Genomic DNA, 17,035 nt, shown 5'->3' on the forward strand with positions numbered 1-17,035 from the left:
GGCCCTCGCCATCCACCGGTCCGCGTCCATGCCCGAATCCGCGTCGCCCCGTCCCGCCACCTCGATCGCGCTGGCCGGCGTCTTCCTGGTGCCGCTCGCGCTGGTCGCGTTGGCGGAGTGGCGCGGCTTCCACGCGGCGGGCGGTCTCGGCGGCTTCTTCCTCGACCTGGCGCGGCACGCCGGGGCACGGCCAGGCAGCATCTCCGGTTACGGCCCCGATGCGGTGCCCATGGCCTATCCGGTGTTCGGCCTGTGGTTCATCGCCCTGTTCGACCGTCTCGGCCTCGTCACCATGCAGAGCCTGCTGTGGATCGGCTATGCGCTTTACGGCGTGGCGCTGGTCGCCATCTACCGGCTCGCCGTCGCCTTCTCGAAAAATGCGCTCGCGGCCGCGATCGCGACGGCGCTCTACGCGCTGTCGCCGGCCGCCATCGAGTTCGCGACCGATGCCGGCGGCTATGTCCGTGCCCTGGGGTTGCTCTTCACGGCCACGGCGCTGGTCTTCGCCCATCGCGTCTTCCTGCGGGAGCCCGACCGCGCCGGCGTGGCGGCGATCATCCTCTGCGGTGCCTTCACGGGCCTTGCGGTCGGCACGCATCCGCAGGAAGCGCTCTTCTGCGTCGTCTCCATCGTCTATTTCGCCGTCTTCCGCCGGCCCTGGCTGCGCGCGCTCCAGCGGCTCGTCGCCGTCGGCGCCGTTGCGCTCCTGGTCTCCAGTCCGTGGTGGGCGCCGATCGTGCTGCATGGCGGGCTGTCGCCCATCCTGCAGGCCGGCGGCTCGCGCCATGCCGCGCGCCTCTACTGGTTCCTCACGCTCTTCCGCGCCACCAGCGGCAGCTTCGTCTCCACGCTGGGTCCCATCGCCTTCTGTCTCGCGCTCTACGATCTCAGCCGCGGCCGCCTGGTCCTGCCGGGCTGGCTGTTCCTCGCCGGCTTCACGCTCGGCGAGCCGCGCACGCTGCTGGTCGGCGCGCTGCTCGCGGCGCGCTTCATGGCCGAATGGGCGCCGGCCGCGCCGCCCGAGACCGCCCTGCCCAAGCCGTGGCAAAAGTATCTTCTTGCCGCCCACCGCCACGCCGCCCTGCTGATCGGCGCCGCGCTGCTCGTCGTGCAGCTGTTCGAGGGCCTCGCCTATGTGACGCCGGCGCTCGACCCGCACGCCCGGGCCCACCCTTTCACGGCCACTGTCGCGAGCGGCTTCGTCTGGCTTCGCGAGCACACCCCGCCCGGCGCGCGCTTCGTGGTGCTCGGCGATGCCGGCGAGGAGTTTCCGGTGACCGCGGGCCGCACCGACCTGCTGTCCTATCGCGGCCGGGAATGGACCAGCCGGCATCCCACCTTCACCGACTATTCCGAGAAGATCGTTCCCGCGATCACCGCCTGCGCCACCGTCGCCTGCACCCTGCCGGTGCTCGCCGGTCACGCGCTTGCTGCGGACTTCTATGTGATCCCGCGTCAGGGCTTCCTCGACGCCAATGCGCAGGCCCGCTGGGACTCCGCCCAGGCGGCGCCCGCGGCGAAGATCGTCTATCGCAACGCCGACATCATCGTGCTGTCGCCCTGACGGAAAACGTCAGGCCGTCTGCGCCGCGCGGTCGGCGGCGACGAGCGCGGCCACCGCCCGCCCCTCGCGCACCGCATAGTTGGTGCCGCGGTCTTCGGGATAGATCTGCGCCATGGTCGCGACATAGACGCCCGCGACCGGCGATTTGGTCGGCGGGATGAGCTGCGAATAGTGCAGCCCGACGACGGGCTGCGCGTAGTCGGCGCGCCACAGCTTGTAACGCAGGATCCAGCTCTCCTCGAATTGCGGGAAGATCTGCTTGATGAAGGGCACCGCGTAATTCAGGAACTGCTCGTCGCCGAAGCCGTAGAGCTCGTGGTCCGCCGGCAGGTATTTCGAGAGATAGACGACGTGGCGGCCGCCATAGCTCTTCGCGCTTTCGAAATTGGTGTGTTCGATGATGCCGACGAACGGGAAATTCGCGTCGTTGACGTTGATCCAGTAGGTGTCCGACAGCGGCCGGTCGAGCTCCAGCACCAGGCACATATTCGCGAGATATTCGATCTTGCGCAGCTGCGCGATATACGCCGGATCGAACGCCCCCTCGAAGATGTCTGCGAGGATCGGCAGCGCCGGCGTGGCGATCACCGTGCTGCACGGGACGACGCCCGCCGCCGTCGTCACGCCGTGCACCCGCCCGCCCCGGACCTCGAGCCCGGTGGCGGCGGTGTTGGTGAGGACTTTGCCGCCCGCCTTCTCGATCTGTGCCGCGACCGCCTCGGCGAAGGCGAGGAAGCCGCCCTGCAGATAGACCAGCACTTCCCGGCCCGACGTGTCGCGGCTGCCGCCGCGCAGGCAGAGCTTGTTCCAGAACCACACCGCCGAGATCTGCTCGGCATAGCGCCCGAACTTGCCGCGCAGCAGCGGCTCCCACACCACGCGGTAGACCTCGGCGCCGCCGAGCTGGATCAGCCAGTCGCGCGCGGTGACGGATTCGAGCTTGCGCCAGTTGCGCACCCGGCGCGCCAGCAGCGCGAGGATGCCGAGGCGGAAACGCCCCACGATGCTCAGCGCCTTGAACTTGAGCACGTCGGTCGGCTTGCTCAGCCGGAAGATCGTGTTGACGTAATAGAGTCCCGTGCGGCTCTCATGTTCCACGATGCGGTCGCCATAGCCCAGCTCGCGCACGAAGTTCTGGATGTGGAGGTCGTTGTTGAACCAGTGGTGATAGAATTTCTCGAGGATCTCGCCACCGACCTCGTAGCCGCCCGCCAGCCCGCCGACCGTCGCATCGGCTTCCAGCACGGTGACGGGGATGCCGCGCCGCGTCAGGTCCCAGGCCGCCGCCAATCCCGCGAACCCGCCGCCGATCACGACGACGCCGTCCTCGCGCGCAGTGCTATCCATCGTCATCCTGCCTTTGTCTTCGAAGCGAACAGCGAACGTCCGAGCACGAGAAAGCACGCCCCCGCCGCGGTCGTCACCACCCACAATGTCGCGTGGATGCTAACAGCGATCACCGCCGCCGTGTTCGCGCCGATGGCGAAAATCTGCAGGGCGATGATCGCGAACATGTCGAAAGTTCCCACGAAGCCCGGCCCGCTGGGGATCAGGGTCGACAGCGTGCCGAGCGCGAAGGTGGTGAAGCCCGCGGCGACCGGCTCGCGGCCCTGCGCCGCGGCGACGAACGCGACGTAAAGCAGCCCCTCGAGCCCCCAGGACACCACGCTGTAGGCGAACAGCTCGGCCATCAGCGCCGGCCGCGCGAGATCCGCGAAGGCGGAGGCGATGTTGTGCACGACGGCGCCGATCTTCGGCGACACCGGCGTGACGAAGCGCTCGATCAGCCGCATGGCGGGCTTCGGCCCGGCGAGGATCGCGATGGCGGCCGTGACGGCGATGCCCATCAGCCATTCCGACGAGCGCATCATCCAGCCCGGCAAGGTGTGCGCCGGCATCAGCAGCAGCATCGCGAAAAGCAGGATCAGCAGGACGCAGACGTCGAGCAGGCGCTCGACGATCAACGAGCTCAGCACCCGCGACATGGGAAAATCGCTGTGCCGGGCGATCAGCACGACGCGCGCCGCGTCGCCGGCGCGCAGCGGCACGACGTTGTTGATCGCGGTGCCCGAGAGGAAGGCGCGCGCCGTCGCGAGATAGGTCACGCCGGCGCCCAGCGCGGCCAGCATGCGCTGCCAGCGCCGGATGCGCACCGCATAGGCCGCGGCCAGCGCCAGCAGGCCCCACGCCGCGACGCCGAGCCGGAGATGGGCGAAGGCGGCGCGCATCTGCCCCAGATCGACCTTGCGCGCGATCAGCCAGACGAAGACGGCGGTGACGGCGAGGCCGAACGCGATCTGCGCGATGCGGCGGGTGCGGGGGCTCATGCGGTCGCGATCAGCGGCGGGGCGGCGGCGGCGGATCGCCGAAGCCGCGACGGTCGCCCACGACATAGAGCGGCCGGTTCTTGCTGGCACGGTAGAGCCGGCCGATATACTCGCCGAGCACGCCCAGCATCACGAGCTGGATCCCGCCCATCAGCACGATCGCGATGAAGAGCAGCGTCCAGCCGCTGACCCAGTTGCTGGTGAAAAGACGCAGCACCAGCGCATAGAAGATGCCGAGAAAGCCCAGGCCGGCCGTCACGACGCCGATCCAGGTCGCCAGCCGCAGCGGCACGATGGAAAAGGACAGGATGCCGTCGCCCGCGAAGCGCACCATCTTCCAGAACGGGTATTTGCTCACCCCGGCGAAGCGCGGCGCCCGCTTATAGGGCAGCGCGATCTGGCGGTAGCCAACCCAGCTCACCATGCCGCGCACGAAGCGGTCGTATTCGCGCATCGACTTCATCGTCTCGAGGACCTGCCGGCTCACCAGCCGGAAGTCGCCGGTGTCGAGCGGAATGGGCACCTCCGACAGCATGTTCAGGATGCGGTAGAAGTATTTCGCCGAGACGCGCTTGAACGAAGTCTCGCCCTCGCGCTCGCTGCGCGTGCCGTAGACGACGTCATAGCCCTGGCGCCAGAGTTCCACCATCTCGAGGATCACGGCCGGCGGATCCTGCAGGTCGGCATCGATGAGCACCGCAGCCTCGCCCGCCGCCGCGTCCATGCCGGCCGTCACCGCGAGCTGGTGGCCGAAATTGCGCGACAGGGAGATCACGCGGACGGTGGGGTCGCGGGCCTGGATGGCGAAGAGGAGTTCGACGGTGCGGTCGCGGCTGCCGTCGTTCACATAGATGATCTCGACGCCGCCCTGCACCTGGGTCAGCGTCTCGCTCAGGCGCTTATGGGTCTCTTCGATGACCTCCTGCTCGTTGAAGCAGGGCACGATGACCGAAAGGAGAGGCCGGCTATCCAAAATCCACTCCCCGAACCGGCGGCTGTCGGACGGCTGCAACGAAGACTGGTGCCCAGGGACAGAATCGAACTGCCGACACGTGGATTTTCAATCCACTGCTCTACCGACTGAGCTACCTGGGCTTGCCGTCAAGGCCGGGCTTTTTAAGCGACAGCCGCCGCCCTGTCCAGCGCGGCGAAAATCAATGCAATTCAGCGTCTTCGTCCGGCTCCGGGGCCGGTTCCGCCTCGTCGATCGGAGCCCCGGGAATGGTGTATTCGCCGCGCAGCCATTTGGCGAGATCGAGGTCGGCACAGCGCTTGGAGCAGAACGGCTTGAACTTGGCGTCGCGCGGCTTGCCGCAGATCGGGCAGGAGCCGCCGCCTTCAACCGGTGGAGACATCGAAGCCCTCGCGCGCGAAGGCGTCGTTCGCCTCGAACGCCACCCGGCCGGCGCCGCGCCGCGCCAGCGCGATCCGCACCTCGTCGCCATGATCCTCGAGCCAGCGCACCACCTCGCCCGACGCCCGCACCGTCACGGGCCGGCCCGGCGCCGCGAGCGCCGCGCGCTCGACGCTGCGCAATACCTCCAGCGCCACGCTGTCGCGCGTCCGCTTGCGGCCATGGCCGGAGCAGGAGCGGCAGCACTCGCTCATCAGCTTGACCAGCGGATCGCGCACCCGCTTGCGCGTGATCTCCACCAGCCCGAACTCCGACATCGGCGAGATTTGCGTCGGCGTATGGTCCTTCGACAGGCTCTCCGCCAGCGTGTCGAGCACCCTCTCGATGTTGGCGGGCTCGCCCAGATGGATGAAGTCGACCACGATAAGCCCACCGACGCCGCGCAGGCGCACCTGCCGCCCGATTTCGTCCGCCGCTTCGAGGTTGACCCGGAAGCTGGTCTCTTCCAGCCCGGTCGAGGCGGTGAAGCTGCCCGAGTTCACGTCCACCGCGGTCAGCGCCTCGGTGCCCTCGATGGTGATCCAGCCGCCCGAGGGCAGCGGCACTTTCGGCGTGGTCAGCCGGTCGATCTCGTCCTCGATATTGTAGGCGTCGAACAGCGCGCCCGGCCCCGCGAACAGCTCGACCTTCGCCTCTGCTTCCGGCATGGCGCGGCGGCAATAGGCCTTGGCCGCCTCCACCGCCTGCGCGTCGTCGATCACCACCCGCGTGGTGGAGCTGCGCACCGTGTCGCGCATCGTGCGCTCGACCGGATCGAGATCGTGATAGAGCGTCGCCGGCGCCTTCGCGGCCTGACGCCGCGCCAGCACCGGCCGCCACGCCTCGGCCAGCCGCTCGGCGTCTTCCTTGAGATCGGCCAGCGTCGCCTCGCTCGCCGCGGTGCGCAGGATATAGCCCGCGCCCGGCACCAGCCGGTCGCCGCCTTCCGCGATCATCTGCTCGCCCAGCGCCAGCATGCGGGCGCGCTCGCCCTCTTCCTCGATGCGCCGCGACAGCGCGATTCCGGGCGTGTTGGGCACCATCACCGCGAGCCGCCCCGGAATGGTGATGTTGGCCGAAAGCCGTGCCCCCTTGTCGCCGATCGGATCCTTCACGACCTGGACGAGGATCTCCTCGCCCTCATGGACGCATTCGCTGATCTTCGGCATGCGCTCTTCGTCGTAGCCCGGCAGGTCGGCAAGGCAGCGCGCCTCGCGTGCGCCGAGGAAGCCGGCCCGCTCCAGCCCGACATCGACGAACGCCGCCTGCATGCCGGGCAGCACGCGCTGCACCCGGCCCAGCACGATGTTGCCGATCAGGCTGTGGCCGCTGCGCCCGTCGCTCTTGCGGCGCGGCCCGTCGTCGAGGCCGATGGTGCGCTCCAGCATGAGGTCCTGCAGCCGCCCGTCTTCGACGACGGCGACGCGGATTTCCCCCGCACCTGCGTTGATCAGGACGTCCTTCTGCATTTCGAGCTCAGGCAATAGCGACGACGAACGCTAACACGGATAACCCGAACCCCGAAGCAGCGAGATTGTTTCGTGCAGCGGCAGTCCGACGACATTTGAATAGGAGCCGCTCATCCGGCGCACGAAGATTTCCGCCCGGCCCTGCACCGCATAGCCGCCCGCCTTGCCGAGGCCTTCGCCGCAACGCACATAGGCCTCGATCTGCGCCCGATCCAACCGACAAAATATCAGTCTCGTCTCGACGCTCCGTATACGAATCTTTCCCTCGGCCGTGCGCAGCGCGACGGCGGTCGTCACCCGGTGCGCCCGTCCCGACAGCAGCGTCAGGCAGTCCCGGACCTGGTCGTCGGTCTCCGCCTTGGGCAGCACCCGGCGCCCCACCGCGACGACCGTGTCGGCCGCGAGGAACAGGGCCGGCCCGCCGTCCCAGGCGGCCGCGGCCGCCTGCGCCTTGGCCTGCGCCAGGCGCAAGCCATAGGGCCGGGGCAATTCTTCTCTGTGGATGGTTTCGTCGATGCTGGCCGCCCGCACCGCGTCGGGCACGAGTCCGGCCTGCGCCAGCAGCGCCAGGCGCCGCGGGCTCTCGCTCGCCAGGACGAGCCGCGGCCTATTTGAAGCGATAGGTGATGCGTCCCTTGGTGAGGTCATAAGGCGTCATTTCCACCATGACCTTGTCGCCGGTGAGCACGCTGATGCGGTTCTTGCGCATCTTGCCGGCGGTATGGGCGATGATTTCGTGGCCGTTCTGCAGCATGACGCGGAACGTCGCGTTGGGCAGGCGCTCGCTCACCGTGCCCTCGAATTCCAGTAGGTCTTCCTTTGCCATTCGTCCTCTTGTGTCTGGCTGGCGGGGGAAATGCCACTGAAACCGGCCAAAAGCAAGAAAATCCACCCTCCCCGCGCGGGAGAGTCGAATTCGCACGGCGAATTCGGGGCGGGCTCCGGCGCGAAGGCGGGACGCCGCCTCGAAATATATCGCGCCGCTCCGATTTTCCCGCCCTCCGGCAAGCGGGGGCGGTCTCACGTATCGCTCGCCTGTTTCTCCGCGAAGCGGTCCTGGATCCGCTTCAGGATGCCGTCGCGTACCGTGCGATAGGCCTCCAGCCGCTGCTCGCGCGAGCCCTCCACCAGGGTCGGGTCCATGGTCGGCCAGTACTCGATCTCGATCGCGCTGGTATGCGCCAGGTCGACCGCGCGGTGCTGCGCCTCGGGCGACAGCGTCACGCAGAGGTCGAACATCGACGAATCCTCCATCTCCTCGAAGGTCTTGGGATGGTACTTGCCGATCTCGATGCCGATCTCCTCCATCACCTCGACGGCGAAGGGATCGAGCGCCCCGGCCCGCACCCCCGCCGCGTCGACATAGACGAACCGGCCGAACAGGTGCTTCATGATGGCGAAGGCCATCACGCTGCGCACCGAATTCATCGTGCAGGCGAACAGGATGGCGCCGGGCAGCTCCTCGCCATGGGGGCCCCGCATCGCCTCAGCCCTTCAGGTGCAGGACGCAGATCAGGGTGAAGATGCGGCGCGCCGTGTCGTGGTCGAGCGCGACCTTGCCCGTCAGCCGCTCGCGCAGCAGCGCCGAACCCTCGTCGTGCAGCCCGCGCCGCCCCATGTCGAGCGCCTCGATCTGCGACGGCGGGGCGTGCCGGATCGCCTTGAAATAGCTCTCGCAGATCATGAAATAATCCTTGATCACCTTGCGGAACGGGGTGAGCGAGAGCATCACCCTTCCGTGCGGACTGCCGTCCTCGAGCATGATGTCGAAGACCAGCCGGCTCTCCTCGATCCCCAGCATCAGCCGGTACGGCCCGCCCGGCGAGCCCTCCGGCGTGAAGCTGTTGGCCTCCAGCAGGTCGTAGATCGCGATGTCGCGCTCCTGCTCGATCTCGCGGGTCCGGCGCACGATGGAGCGTTCGTCCAGCGTGATGGCGCAGAGGCGGAAATCGCTCATCCGCGCGCTGCGTTCAGCCGCGCCGCGATCGAGCGGGCATGCGCGTCCAGCCCCTCGGCCTGCGCCAGCACGATGGCGTCGGGCCCGATCTGCGCGATGGTGCCGGGCTCGCATTGCAGCAGCGTGGTGCGCTTCAGGAAGTCCAGCACCGACAGGCCGGAGGAGAACCGCGCGGTGCGCGAGGTCGGCAGCACATGGTTCGGTCCCGCGATGTAGTCGCCCATCGCCTCGGGCGTGTAGCGGCCCAGGAAGATCGCGCCCGCATGACGAACCTGCTTGAGCAGGCGCTCGGGCTCGGCGGTGGCGATCTCCAGATGCTCCGGCGCGATGGCGTCGACCAGCGCCGCCGCATCGTCCAGCGTCGCGACCACGATCACCGCGCCGTAATCGCTCCAGCTGGCACGCGCGATCGTCTCGCGCGGCAGCAGCGCCAGCGCCCGCTCCACCGCCGCTTCGACCTGTCCCGCGAAATCCGCGTCGTCGGTGATCAGGATGCTCTGCGACGAGGCGTCGTGCTCGGCCTGGCTGAGCAGGTCGGCCGCGATCCAGTCCGGATTGTTCGCGCCGTCCGCCACGACCAGGATCTCCGACGGTCCCGCCACCGAGTCGATGCCGACCGTGCCGAACACCTCGCGCTTGGCCGCCGCGACATAGGCGTTGCCCGGCCCGACGATCTTGTCCGCCGCTGCGATGCTGGCCGTGCCGTAAGCCAGCGCCGCCACCGCCTGCGCTCCGCCGACGCGGTAGATCTCGCGCACCCCCGCGCGCTTGGCGGCCGCCAGCACCAGCGGATTGATCGTCCCACCGCTCGCCGGCGTCACCATCACGACGCGCCCGACGCCCGCGACCCGCGCCGGCACCGCGTTCATCAGCACCGAACTCGGATAGGAGGCCGTGCCGCCCGGTACGTACAGTCCCACGCTGTCGAGCGCCGTCCAGCGCCAGCCGAGCCTGGCGCCGGTGGCGTCGGTGAACCAAGCATCCTGCGGGATCTGCCGCCGGTGATAGTCCTCGATCCGCTGCGCCGCGACGCCGAGCGCATCCAGCGCCGCCTGCGAGCACTGCGCCTCCGCCGCATCGATCTCGGCTTGGGTCAGCCGCAGCGTCGCCGCCGTGACGCCGGCCTTGTCGAATCTGTTGGTGAGTTCGACCAGCGCGGCGTCGCCCCGCGTCCGCACCTCCTTGAGGATGCCGCGCACCGCCGCCGCGACATCCTCCTCTTCCGCGCGCTTGGCGTTCAGAAGTGCGTCGAACTGCGCCGGAAAATCGGGCGCCTGAGCATCGAGCCGCCGCGCCATCTCAAGATTCTTCGTGCTCGGGCCGGCCGCGCGCCGCCCAGACGCCGCTGATGTCGGTCAGCCCGGCGTCGAGCACCTCGACCTCGAGCTTCAGCCCGCCGCCGCCCGCGAACACCATTTCCACCGTGCCGCCCGGATCCTCGCCGCCCCTGGGCGTGAAGGTGATCGCGAGCAGCGACACCACCGCCTCGGGCGCACCGCGCTTGAGATTGTGCGACTTCACCGACAGCACGCCGTCGAAATGCAGCCCCGAGCGGACCCTGAGGTCGCCGCGCTTCTTGTCCGTCTCCCACTGGAAGCGGTTGAACAGCGCCGCGAAGCGCCGCTTCTTCGGCAGGTAGACGAGATCCTGCATTTGCGCCACCGCATCCTGCAGCCGCGCCGAGATCACTTCCAGATCGGCGGCATCTTCCGCCGCCAAAGTCATGCCTGTCATGCCGACAATCGCTCGATATCCGCGCCGACGCCCGAGAGCTTCTCTTCCAGCCGCTCGAAGCCGCGATCCAGATGATAGACGCGGTTGACGATCGTGTCGCCCTCCGCGACCAGCCCCGCCAGCACCAGGCTGACCGAGGCCCGCAGGTCGGTCGCCATCACCGGCGCGCCCTTGAGCTTGTCGACCCCCGTCACGGTCGCGGTGTCGCCCTCGACCTTGATGTTCGCCCCCATGCGCGCGAGCTCGGGCACATGCATGAAGCGGTTCTCGAACACCGTCTCGCGGATATGCGAGACGCCGCCCGCCACCGCCATCAGCGCCATGAACTGCGCCTGCAGGTCGGTCGGGAAGGCGGGGAACACGTCGGTCGCGACGTCGACCGCGGTCGGCCGCACGCCGTTGCGGTGCACCGCGACGCCGCGATTGGTCTCGCGCACCTCGGTGCCGATGCTGCGCAGCAGCGCGAACAGCGCGACGTTGGAATCCGCCCGCGCCCCCACCAGCTCCACTTCGCCGCCCGCCATCGCGGTGGCGATGGCATAGGTGCCGGTCTCGATCCGGTCCGGCATCACCGCATAGTCGACGCCGTGCAGGCGGTCGACGCCTTCGATGACGATCTCGCCCGTGCCGAGCCCCGTGACCTTGGCGCCCATCGCGTTGAGGAAATGCCCGAGGTCCCGCGTCTCCGGCTCGCGCGCCGCGTTCTTGAGCACCGTGGTGCCCCTGGCCAGCGTCGCGGCGGTCATCAGGTTCTCCGTCGCGCCGACCGAGGCGCGCGGCACGGTGAAGCTCGTGCCTTGCAAGCCGCCCGCGGCGCTCGCGATCACATAGCCGTCTTCCAGGTCGATCTTCGCGCCCATCGCCTCGAGGCCCTGGATGTGGAAGTCGACCGGCCGCGCCCCGATGGCGCAGCCGCCGGGCAGCGAGATCTTCGCCTCGCCATGCCGCGCCAGCAGCGGCCCCAGCACCTGGAAGCTCGCCCGCATCTTGCGCACGATGTCGTAGGGCGCGAGCGCCGACTCGATGGTCGCCGCGTGCAGCTTCATCGTATCGCTCTCGCCCAGCCTGGCGCCGCGCCGGATGTTCAGCGTCACGCCGAACTGCATGAGCAGGTCGCTCATCCCGCCGATATCGGCGAGCCGCGGCATGTTCCGGAGCGTCACCGGCTGGTCGGTCAGCAGCGCCGCCGCCATCAGCTTCAGCGCCGAATTCTTGGCGCCGGAAATCGGGATGTCACCCTTGAGGCGGTTGCCGCCCCGTACGCGGATTCTGTCCATGGTCCCTCTGGGCGGGCGTGACGCCCGCCGCGCAAAGCCTTTTGTAGCGTGGCTCCGCCTCCGCGAACAGCCACGCCTGCCGTCTCATGGGATCGCACCTTTCCGGCCGGATTCGGGCGAGCGCGAACGGGCCACCGAAAGCCCTTCGCCGGAAACGCGGCGCGAACGGCAAGTCATGCCGGACGAAGTTACCAACTCAACTCATCTCTATATTGCGAAATGTAAAATAAAACTGTCTGCAATCTTGAATTGTATTTCCAACGACGATAATAATTACCAATATTACTTTTGATGAATACTTTACGAAAATGAGAAAGGGAGTGGGATATGCAGACTCGACCCCAGGAAACCGCCCTCGCTGCGCAGATCGCGAGCATCGACACCCAGCGCGCCGAGGTGAAATCGCAACTCGACCGGGAACGCCTGGTCCGCGTCACCAACAGCGTGATCGAGACGATCACGTCGCCGCAATTCATCGAAAAGATGCGCCAGGCGCGTGAGAAGATCGCCGGCGGCGCCGGGATCGAAACCGCCGGGCAGCTCCTGAGCCTCGAGTCGCTGCGTGGCGCCGGCGCCGAAATCCCCGAAGACTTCCGGCTGACCAGCCGCGTGTTCGAAGACAAGGCGAGCGGCATGCGCTTCGAGGCGCATCCGGTTTCCTCTCTCGAGCAGGGTACGGCCGCCTGGGGCGCTTGCGCCGGCGCCGGCGGACTCACCTTCTGCGGCTGCGGCGGCTTTTCGACCTAGCGGCGCCAGGGCCAGGGTTGCTCCATTGGAACGAAGGAGGCATTCGCATGTCTGCGCCCGCCACGGACCGGACTTATGATCGTCTCGGCTACGGCCGGGAAGAACTTGCGGCGGTGATGCGCCGCACCTATGCGGACATCATCGATTTCGTCACGACACCGGCGTTCAAATCCGTGATGGCGGAGATGGGACGCCTGCCGCTGGCGGAGCGCCCGGGCTTCGTCGTCTCGGTCCTGCTGCAGGAAGATGCGCTGCGCGCGCGCGGGGTCTTCGTCCCCGAAGGTCTGCTGCTCCAGCGATCGGCGTTCGGGGATCGGCGACCGACTCTTTTCGTCGTCAAGAAATACCTGCCCGAGAAATACGCGAATGTCTGGCAGAACATGAACATCACGTTCGACAATGAGTTTCTCGACGCCGCGGTGTCGCGGGAGCCCGAGAAGTGCTGGCGCCTTCCCTTGCCCGTCGACGTGCAGGCCGTTGCGATGGCGGAAGGCCGGGCGCTCGAATCGCTCTGACCGCGCTCGGTCGAGCGACCCCCCTGCGGCGGGAGGGGGTTAGCCGCCGGTCTCCGGTGGAGCGGGCCCCGAGCCGTCGCCGTCCGGACACGCGGGTGGCGCCGGGGCGGGTGGCGCCGGGCCGGCCTCGGCGGCTTTTCTCTCTCGCTCCGCCGCCTTGCGCCGCTTGAGGTTCTCCCGCAGCGCCGCGGCCAGCCTTTCCTCCCGGGAAGAGGACTTCTTGACCATGGCGGCGGAACAGGCCTTTCCCTTTGCCTTCGGGTTGGCTATAGCAGCCCTCCTTTCGGCCCAAACGGCAGCGTTTGCGGCCTCGGATGCCGGAGTAGCGTAGTGGTAGCGCAACCCCTTGGTAAGGGGTAGGTCGAGAGTTCAATTCTCTCCTCCGGCACCATTTCTTCGCTTCGCGAAGAAATGGTGCCGTCACGCCGAAGCTCGCAAAGCGAGCGAAGGCGGACCGGCGATGTTATCTTTGACAAACCCGGGGCTAGGGCTCGATAGGGAGGTCCGGCGGAGGAATGTAATATTCCAAGCATTCATTGCACACCGGGCCAGTGCAAGGGCGCGGGCAGGGAAGCCGGAGCCAAACGATCTCTTCGCGCGAACGCTCACTCATGATGACCGGAGTGCGGTAGGCTGCAGAAGTTTGAAAGATGCCCGCCAAGCCTATGGGCAGGGCCAGCGCGAGGACAATGGCGGGTGCGCGGATCACTGCTTGGCCTTTGACTTCGCCTTCGCGATCTTCCTTAGCTTCGCCTCAAAGCGGTCCTTATCCTCGTAGGCGCCTAGCAGGCTGTTGAAGAAGTCTCTGGCGGCGCGTTTGGGATCGTGATTCCCTTTGGGCGGGTCGGCCGAGGGATGGACGATGCGTGGAAGCGACGAGCGGTCCGGGGCGCTGTTCAGTTACGTGGATTTGGAGTCCCGGGTTCGCCATGACCATCCTCTGCGGGTGATCCGGGAAATTGCGAACGCGGCGTTGATGGATCTGTCGAAGGACTTCGACGAGCTCTACACGGACTTTGGCCGTCCCTCGATCGCGCCGGAGAAGCTGTTGCGGGCGACGCTGTTGCAGGCGTTCTACGGTGTGCGCTCGGAGCGGCTGCTGATGGAACGGATAGAGTTTGACCTTCTGTTCCGCTGGTTCGTCGGGCTTGGGGTGGATGATCCGGCATGGGACCACTCGGTGTTCTCGAAGAACCGGGATCGGCTGCTTCAAGGTGACATCGCGGCCAAGTTCCTGAACGCGATCCTGGCTCAGCCTCGAGTGAAGCGGCTTCTGTCGAGCGAGCACTTCTCGGTGGATGGGACGCTGATCGAGGCGTGGGCTTCGCTCAAGAGCTTCCGCAGGAAGGACGGCGCCGACAACGACCAGGATGGTCCGGGCCGCAACGCCGAGCGCAGCTTCCACAAGGAGAAACGCTCCAACGAGACCCATGAGAGCACGACCGATCCTGAGGCCAAGCTCTACAAGAAGGGCGATGGCCAGCCGGCCAAGCTCTGCTACATGGGGCATGCGCTGATGGAGAACCGCCACGGCCTGGCGGTCTTAGGCCAGGCGAGCCAAGCCAACGGCATGGCCGAACGGGACCAAGCGCTGACGCTGGTGGATCGCCATCGTCCCCGGCGACGACGGCGGATCACGCTAGGCGCCGACAAGGCCTATGACGTGGAGGCCTTCGTCGAGGCGCTTAGGGCGCGCGCGATCACGCCGCACGTCGCCATCGATGGGCATTTGAGCAAGACCGGCAAGCCGCGCAAGACGGCCATCGACAACCGGACGCTGCGCCATTGCGGTTATGCCGTGAGCCAAGTCTGCCGCAAGCGCATCGAAGAGGTGTTCGGTTGGATCAAGGCATCGGCCGGCTTGGCCAAGGTCAAGGTCCGTGGGCTGGCGCGTGTCAATGCCACCTTCGTCATGGCCTTGTCCGCCTACAACCTCATCCGCCTGCCCAAACTCCTGGCGGTGCCGGCATGACGCTGAAGGGCAAATGGCGCGTCGTCGAGACGCCGGGATATGACATGGCCGGGCCGGGCTCCTACATCCTGTTCGATAAGGATGGGGGCGAGTTCGCCCTGGATTGCCTCACCGGTTCCTTCCAGGGCGCCTGCGCAAGCGATGCCATCGAGTTCGAATGGTCAGGAAACGACGAAATGGACGAAGCTTCCGGCGAGGGATGGGCCGAGATCAAAACCGACGACTCCCTCGAAGGCGAAATCTCCCTCCAAAACGGCGACGACATCCCCTTCATCGCCCGTCGGCAAAAGACTTCTTCAACAGCCTGCTAGACGCTTGCCGACTGACTCGAAGTCGTCCTTGGTTTGACTCTTTGGTTTTGCTGCGTTTGGCTTCCAAGCCATTTGCAGAGTCCTCATTCGTGGCTATTCGATTTGTAGCATACATCGACGAGTCGGGAGACACCGGGCTTGAAAATGTCAAACCGAGTAATTCGGCGGCGGGCGCTACCGAATGGCTAATTCTATCGTGTTTTGTGGTCAAAATCGAAAACGATCACAAATGCCTCGGCTGGGTCCGAGAGATAAAATCCAAGTTCACAAACGTAAATTCCGAATTTCTCCACTACAAGGACCTGATCCCAGCAAAGAAGAAAATCGCTTGCGAGACAATCAACGAAAAGGCATGCCGGTTCTTCGTCGTTGTATCGAACAAAAAGAATATCGAGGGGTGGAAAAATCAAGCAGCCGAATTCGTAAGCGGCAAGGAACTGCGTGGCTCTATTGGTGGCTTACGCGACTGCTCCTTGAGCGAGTCACTAGCTTTTGCGAGGACCGCGTTCCCCCATCGGAACGGGGGCGGTCAAAAATTCAATTCGTTTTCTCCCGTCGCGGCGGACTTCGCTATGTCGATTTTCGGGACTATCTAAAGCGGCTTCACAAGCAGAGCCGCCTCGGCAGCATGCACATCGACAGAGGCGATTTGTGTTGGTCGGTCGTCGACGAGGAAGAATCACGCTCTAGTGGAATTGGTAGAGCAGCCGTTGCAGTTGATCGAGGATGGGTACACGCATGTCCATCAGACGGCATTGAGCACGCGCGCCGCCATCTCATTGAGCCTGGCTTGTGCCGCGTTCTTCTACATCGTTGCAGATAGGATGGGGGCACCGGCGATAGTGAGCGTGATCACTGGTATCGCAGGATTCGTTGTGATTAGGGCGATATATAGTTGGCTGGTTAAATGAGCCGGCGGCATACCAAAGCGCCGCCGAAACCAAAGACCGCAGCGGGGCGAGGCTGGGAAAGATTACCGTGATCCATGCGGTGAAGCGCCTCCCCTATTTCTGATGGTCTCTCAGTTTGAAAGTTGCGGGATTGCCGGATTTTCGGCTAGGGCTTAGGGTCGGAGGTAGCCAGGAGTCCTGTCACGTGTCCTTCCGCATAACAGACGATCCAACGCGCTTCCTTCTGGCGTGTGGCCTCTTCGCCATCTTGGCCGGACTCCAGGAGATGTTCAGCTTTGACCATGTTCTCATGGGCTGGGTCGGAATAGGTATTGGGTTTTATTTCTTCGGCCTACTGCTCTGGAGAATGAACCGTAAGGGAAAAGCGGATACCTAAAGGCCCCAAGGACAGAAACGCTTCGGAGATAGCTCGGAAGTCGCGAGCAAAGCGGTGGGGTTCGTAGGAAGATAGAAGCCCGCTTTGCGATTGAACGGTGCTCGCCCGACGACTCGAATACCGGACTCTCGATCCGTTCTAAATAGTTGAATCCGCTGTAGCACGACCAAATGTGCTTGATGCAAGAACAGTTGCTCACCAAGCGCGCCGACGTGATGGCGCGCTTCTTTCTGGATCCATATCTGTACGACCTGCTGGATGCTGAGATCGATGCCATCGCCCAGCCACGTCCGGACAAGCGGGAAGTCTCACATTGCGGGCCGTGGCCGAACCCGCGGCTGTGACTGGGCTTCTCAACCGAGTGCCAGCAAGAATTCGACGAGCGCTGGCATTACATCCGGCCCCTCGCACGAATGGGTTGGCAGATATTTGTCTCCTATGAGCCAGCGCTCGGGCCGCTGCGTCTTCCCGGCGATTTCCTC

19 protein-coding genes and 2 tRNA genes are annotated in these 17,035 nt (G+C 66.1%); 8 read left to right on the plus strand and 13 right to left on the minus strand.

Features of this window, described 5'->3' with window-relative positions; translation table 11 throughout:
• The first annotated feature begins 28 nt into the window (after positions 1 to 28).
• Positions 29 to 1,564, plus strand: coding sequence for a glycosyltransferase family 39 protein (locus WDM91_07655; protein MEI9994454.1), 1,536 nt, complete (start codon positions 29 to 31; stop codon positions 1,562 to 1,564).
• Positions 1,565 to 1,573: 9 nt separating this feature from the next.
• On the opposite strand, the gene WDM91_07660 is transcribed toward WDM91_07655, so the two are convergent.
• From WDM91_07660 to murA, 13 genes are all read right to left on the minus strand, one after another.
• A complete protein-coding gene (locus WDM91_07660; protein ID MEI9994455.1) occupies positions 1,574 to 2,911 on the minus strand; it encodes an NAD(P)/FAD-dependent oxidoreductase in 1,338 nt (445 codons plus the stop codon).
• A 2-nt stretch (positions 2,912 to 2,913) separates the two neighbouring features.
• The gene (locus WDM91_07665; GenBank protein MEI9994456.1) at positions 2,914 to 3,891 is read right to left on the minus strand and encodes a lysylphosphatidylglycerol synthase transmembrane domain-containing protein; all 978 of its coding nucleotides are present in this window, start codon (positions 3,889 to 3,891) and stop codon (positions 2,914 to 2,916) included.
• 10 nt (positions 3,892 to 3,901) lie between these two features.
• The gene (locus WDM91_07670; GenBank protein ID MEI9994457.1) at positions 3,902 to 4,864 is read right to left on the minus strand and encodes a glycosyltransferase family 2 protein; all 963 of its coding nucleotides are present in this window, start codon (positions 4,862 to 4,864) and stop codon (positions 3,902 to 3,904) included.
• 46 nt (positions 4,865 to 4,910) lie between these two features.
• Positions 4,911 to 4,986, minus strand: a tRNA-Phe gene (locus WDM91_07675).
• A 59-nt stretch (positions 4,987 to 5,045) separates the two neighbouring features.
• The gene (yacG, locus tag WDM91_07680; protein ID MEI9994458.1) at positions 5,046 to 5,246 is read right to left on the minus strand and encodes a DNA gyrase inhibitor YacG; all 201 of its coding nucleotides are present in this window, start codon (positions 5,244 to 5,246) and stop codon (positions 5,046 to 5,048) included.
• Positions 5,230 to 6,753 carry an Rne/Rng family ribonuclease gene (locus WDM91_07685; GenBank protein MEI9994459.1) on the minus strand — a complete coding sequence of 508 codons (1,524 nt, stop codon included), beginning with the start codon at positions 6,751 to 6,753 and terminating at the stop codon, positions 5,230 to 5,232. Before WDM91_07685 ends, yacG begins: the two co-directional genes overlap by 17 nt.
• Positions 6,754 to 6,783: 30 nt before the next feature.
• Positions 6,784 to 7,401 (minus strand): Maf family nucleotide pyrophosphatase, encoded by a 618-nt coding sequence (locus WDM91_07690; protein ID MEI9994460.1) that lies wholly within the window; start codon positions 7,399 to 7,401, stop codon positions 6,784 to 6,786.
• Positions 7,361 to 7,579, minus strand: a complete 219-nt coding sequence (infA, locus tag WDM91_07695) for a translation initiation factor IF-1 (GenBank protein MEI9994461.1) — start codon at positions 7,577 to 7,579, stop codon at positions 7,361 to 7,363. Before infA ends, WDM91_07690 begins: the two co-directional genes overlap by 41 nt.
• Before the next feature lie 194 nt (positions 7,580 to 7,773).
• Positions 7,774 to 8,235 carry a hypothetical protein gene (locus WDM91_07700; GenBank protein MEI9994462.1) on the minus strand — a complete coding sequence of 154 codons (462 nt, stop codon included), beginning with the start codon at positions 8,233 to 8,235 and terminating at the stop codon, positions 7,774 to 7,776.
• Between the two features lie 4 nt (positions 8,236 to 8,239).
• On the minus strand, positions 8,240 to 8,710 hold the full coding sequence (locus tag WDM91_07705) for a UPF0262 family protein (protein MEI9994463.1): 471 nt from the start codon (positions 8,708 to 8,710) through the stop codon (positions 8,240 to 8,242).
• Complete coding sequence (gene hisD, locus WDM91_07710) at positions 8,707 to 10,008, minus strand: histidinol dehydrogenase (protein ID MEI9994464.1); 1,302 nt, start codon at positions 10,006 to 10,008, stop codon at positions 8,707 to 8,709. The genes WDM91_07705 and hisD overlap by 4 nt, the downstream gene beginning before the upstream one ends.
• A 1-nt stretch (position 10,009) precedes the next feature.
• The gene (locus WDM91_07715) at positions 10,010 to 10,444 is read right to left on the minus strand and encodes a DUF2948 family protein (GenBank protein MEI9994465.1); all 435 of its coding nucleotides are present in this window, start codon (positions 10,442 to 10,444) and stop codon (positions 10,010 to 10,012) included.
• A complete protein-coding gene (gene murA / locus WDM91_07720) occupies positions 10,441 to 11,721 on the minus strand; it encodes a UDP-N-acetylglucosamine 1-carboxyvinyltransferase (GenBank protein MEI9994466.1) in 1,281 nt (426 codons plus the stop codon). The genes WDM91_07715 and murA overlap by 4 nt, the downstream gene beginning before the upstream one ends.
• A 327-nt stretch (positions 11,722 to 12,048) precedes the next feature.
• Between murA and WDM91_07725 the strand changes: the two genes are divergently transcribed.
• The 7 genes from WDM91_07725 (at position 12,049) to WDM91_07755 (ending at position 16,897) form a co-directional block, all read left to right on the plus strand.
• Positions 12,049 to 12,468 carry a hypothetical protein gene (locus WDM91_07725; protein ID MEI9994467.1) on the plus strand — a complete coding sequence of 140 codons (420 nt, stop codon included), beginning with the start codon at positions 12,049 to 12,051 and terminating at the stop codon, positions 12,466 to 12,468.
• A gap of 47 nt (positions 12,469 to 12,515) precedes the next feature.
• Entirely contained in the window at positions 12,516 to 12,983 is a 468-nt protein-coding gene (locus tag WDM91_07730; GenBank protein ID MEI9994468.1) for a hypothetical protein, read from the plus strand.
• Positions 12,984 to 13,299: 316 nt separating this feature from the next.
• Positions 13,300 to 13,374: transfer RNA gene (locus WDM91_07735), tRNA-Thr, on the plus strand.
• A 471-nt stretch (positions 13,375 to 13,845) separates the two neighbouring features.
• The gene (locus WDM91_07740) at positions 13,846 to 14,955 is read left to right on the plus strand and encodes an IS5 family transposase (GenBank protein ID MEI9994469.1); all 1,110 of its coding nucleotides are present in this window, start codon (positions 13,846 to 13,848) and stop codon (positions 14,953 to 14,955) included.
• Positions 14,952 to 15,266 (plus strand): hypothetical protein, encoded by a 315-nt coding sequence (locus tag WDM91_07745; protein ID MEI9994470.1) that lies wholly within the window; start codon positions 14,952 to 14,954, stop codon positions 15,264 to 15,266. The genes WDM91_07740 and WDM91_07745 overlap by 4 nt, the downstream gene beginning before the upstream one ends.
• 89 nt (positions 15,267 to 15,355) lie before the next feature.
• Complete coding sequence (locus tag WDM91_07750; protein MEI9994471.1) at positions 15,356 to 15,862, plus strand: hypothetical protein; 507 nt, start codon at positions 15,356 to 15,358, stop codon at positions 15,860 to 15,862.
• Positions 15,863 to 16,732: 870 nt separating this feature from the next.
• Positions 16,733 to 16,897 (plus strand): hypothetical protein, encoded by a 165-nt coding sequence (locus WDM91_07755; protein ID MEI9994472.1) that lies wholly within the window; start codon positions 16,733 to 16,735, stop codon positions 16,895 to 16,897.
• Positions 16,898 to 17,035: the final 138 nt, after the last annotated feature.

This window comes from Rhizomicrobium sp., from assembly GCA_037200385.1.
Taxonomy (GTDB): Bacteria; Pseudomonadota; Alphaproteobacteria; order Micropepsales; family Micropepsaceae; genus Rhizomicrobium.

Bases quoted from the DNA above. Each gene is read 5' to 3' on its own strand.
- WDM91_07655 (MEI9994454.1), top strand. From the start codon at position 29: ATGCCCGAATCCGCGTCGCCCCGTCCCGCCACCTCGATCGCGCTGGCC.
- WDM91_07660 (MEI9994455.1), bottom strand. From the start codon at position 2,911: ATGGATAGCACTGCGCGCGAGGACGGCGTCGTCGTGATCGGCGGCGGG.
- WDM91_07665 (MEI9994456.1), bottom strand. From the start codon at position 3,891: ATGAGCCCCCGCACCCGCCGCATCGCGCAGATCGCGTTCGGCCTCGCC.
- yacG (MEI9994458.1), bottom strand. From the start codon at position 5,246: ATGTCTCCACCGGTTGAAGGCGGCGGCTCCTGCCCGATCTGCGGCAAG.
- WDM91_07685 (MEI9994459.1), bottom strand. From the start codon at position 6,753: ATGCAGAAGGACGTCCTGATCAACGCAGGTGCGGGGGAAATCCGCGTC.
- WDM91_07690 (MEI9994460.1), bottom strand. From the start codon at position 7,401: ATGACCTCACCAAGGGACGCATCACCTATCGCTTCAAATAGGCCGCGG.
- infA (MEI9994461.1), bottom strand. From the start codon at position 7,579: ATGGCAAAGGAAGACCTACTGGAATTCGAGGGCACGGTGAGCGAGCGC.
- WDM91_07700 (MEI9994462.1), bottom strand. From the start codon at position 8,235: ATGCGGGGCCCCCATGGCGAGGAGCTGCCCGGCGCCATCCTGTTCGCC.
- WDM91_07705 (MEI9994463.1), bottom strand. From the start codon at position 8,710: ATGAGCGATTTCCGCCTCTGCGCCATCACGCTGGACGAACGCTCCATC.
- hisD (MEI9994464.1), bottom strand. From the start codon at position 10,008: ATGGCGCGGCGGCTCGATGCTCAGGCGCCCGATTTTCCGGCGCAGTTC.
- WDM91_07715 (MEI9994465.1), bottom strand. From the start codon at position 10,444: ATGACAGGCATGACTTTGGCGGCGGAAGATGCCGCCGATCTGGAAGTG.
- murA (MEI9994466.1), bottom strand. From the start codon at position 11,721: ATGGACAGAATCCGCGTACGGGGCGGCAACCGCCTCAAGGGTGACATC.
- WDM91_07725 (MEI9994467.1), top strand. From the start codon at position 12,049: ATGCAGACTCGACCCCAGGAAACCGCCCTCGCTGCGCAGATCGCGAGC.
- WDM91_07730 (MEI9994468.1), top strand. From the start codon at position 12,516: ATGTCTGCGCCCGCCACGGACCGGACTTATGATCGTCTCGGCTACGGC.
- WDM91_07740 (MEI9994469.1), top strand. From the start codon at position 13,846: ATGCGTGGAAGCGACGAGCGGTCCGGGGCGCTGTTCAGTTACGTGGAT.
- WDM91_07745 (MEI9994470.1), top strand. From the start codon at position 14,952: ATGACGCTGAAGGGCAAATGGCGCGTCGTCGAGACGCCGGGATATGAC.
- WDM91_07755 (MEI9994472.1), top strand. From the start codon at position 16,733: ATGCAAGAACAGTTGCTCACCAAGCGCGCCGACGTGATGGCGCGCTTC.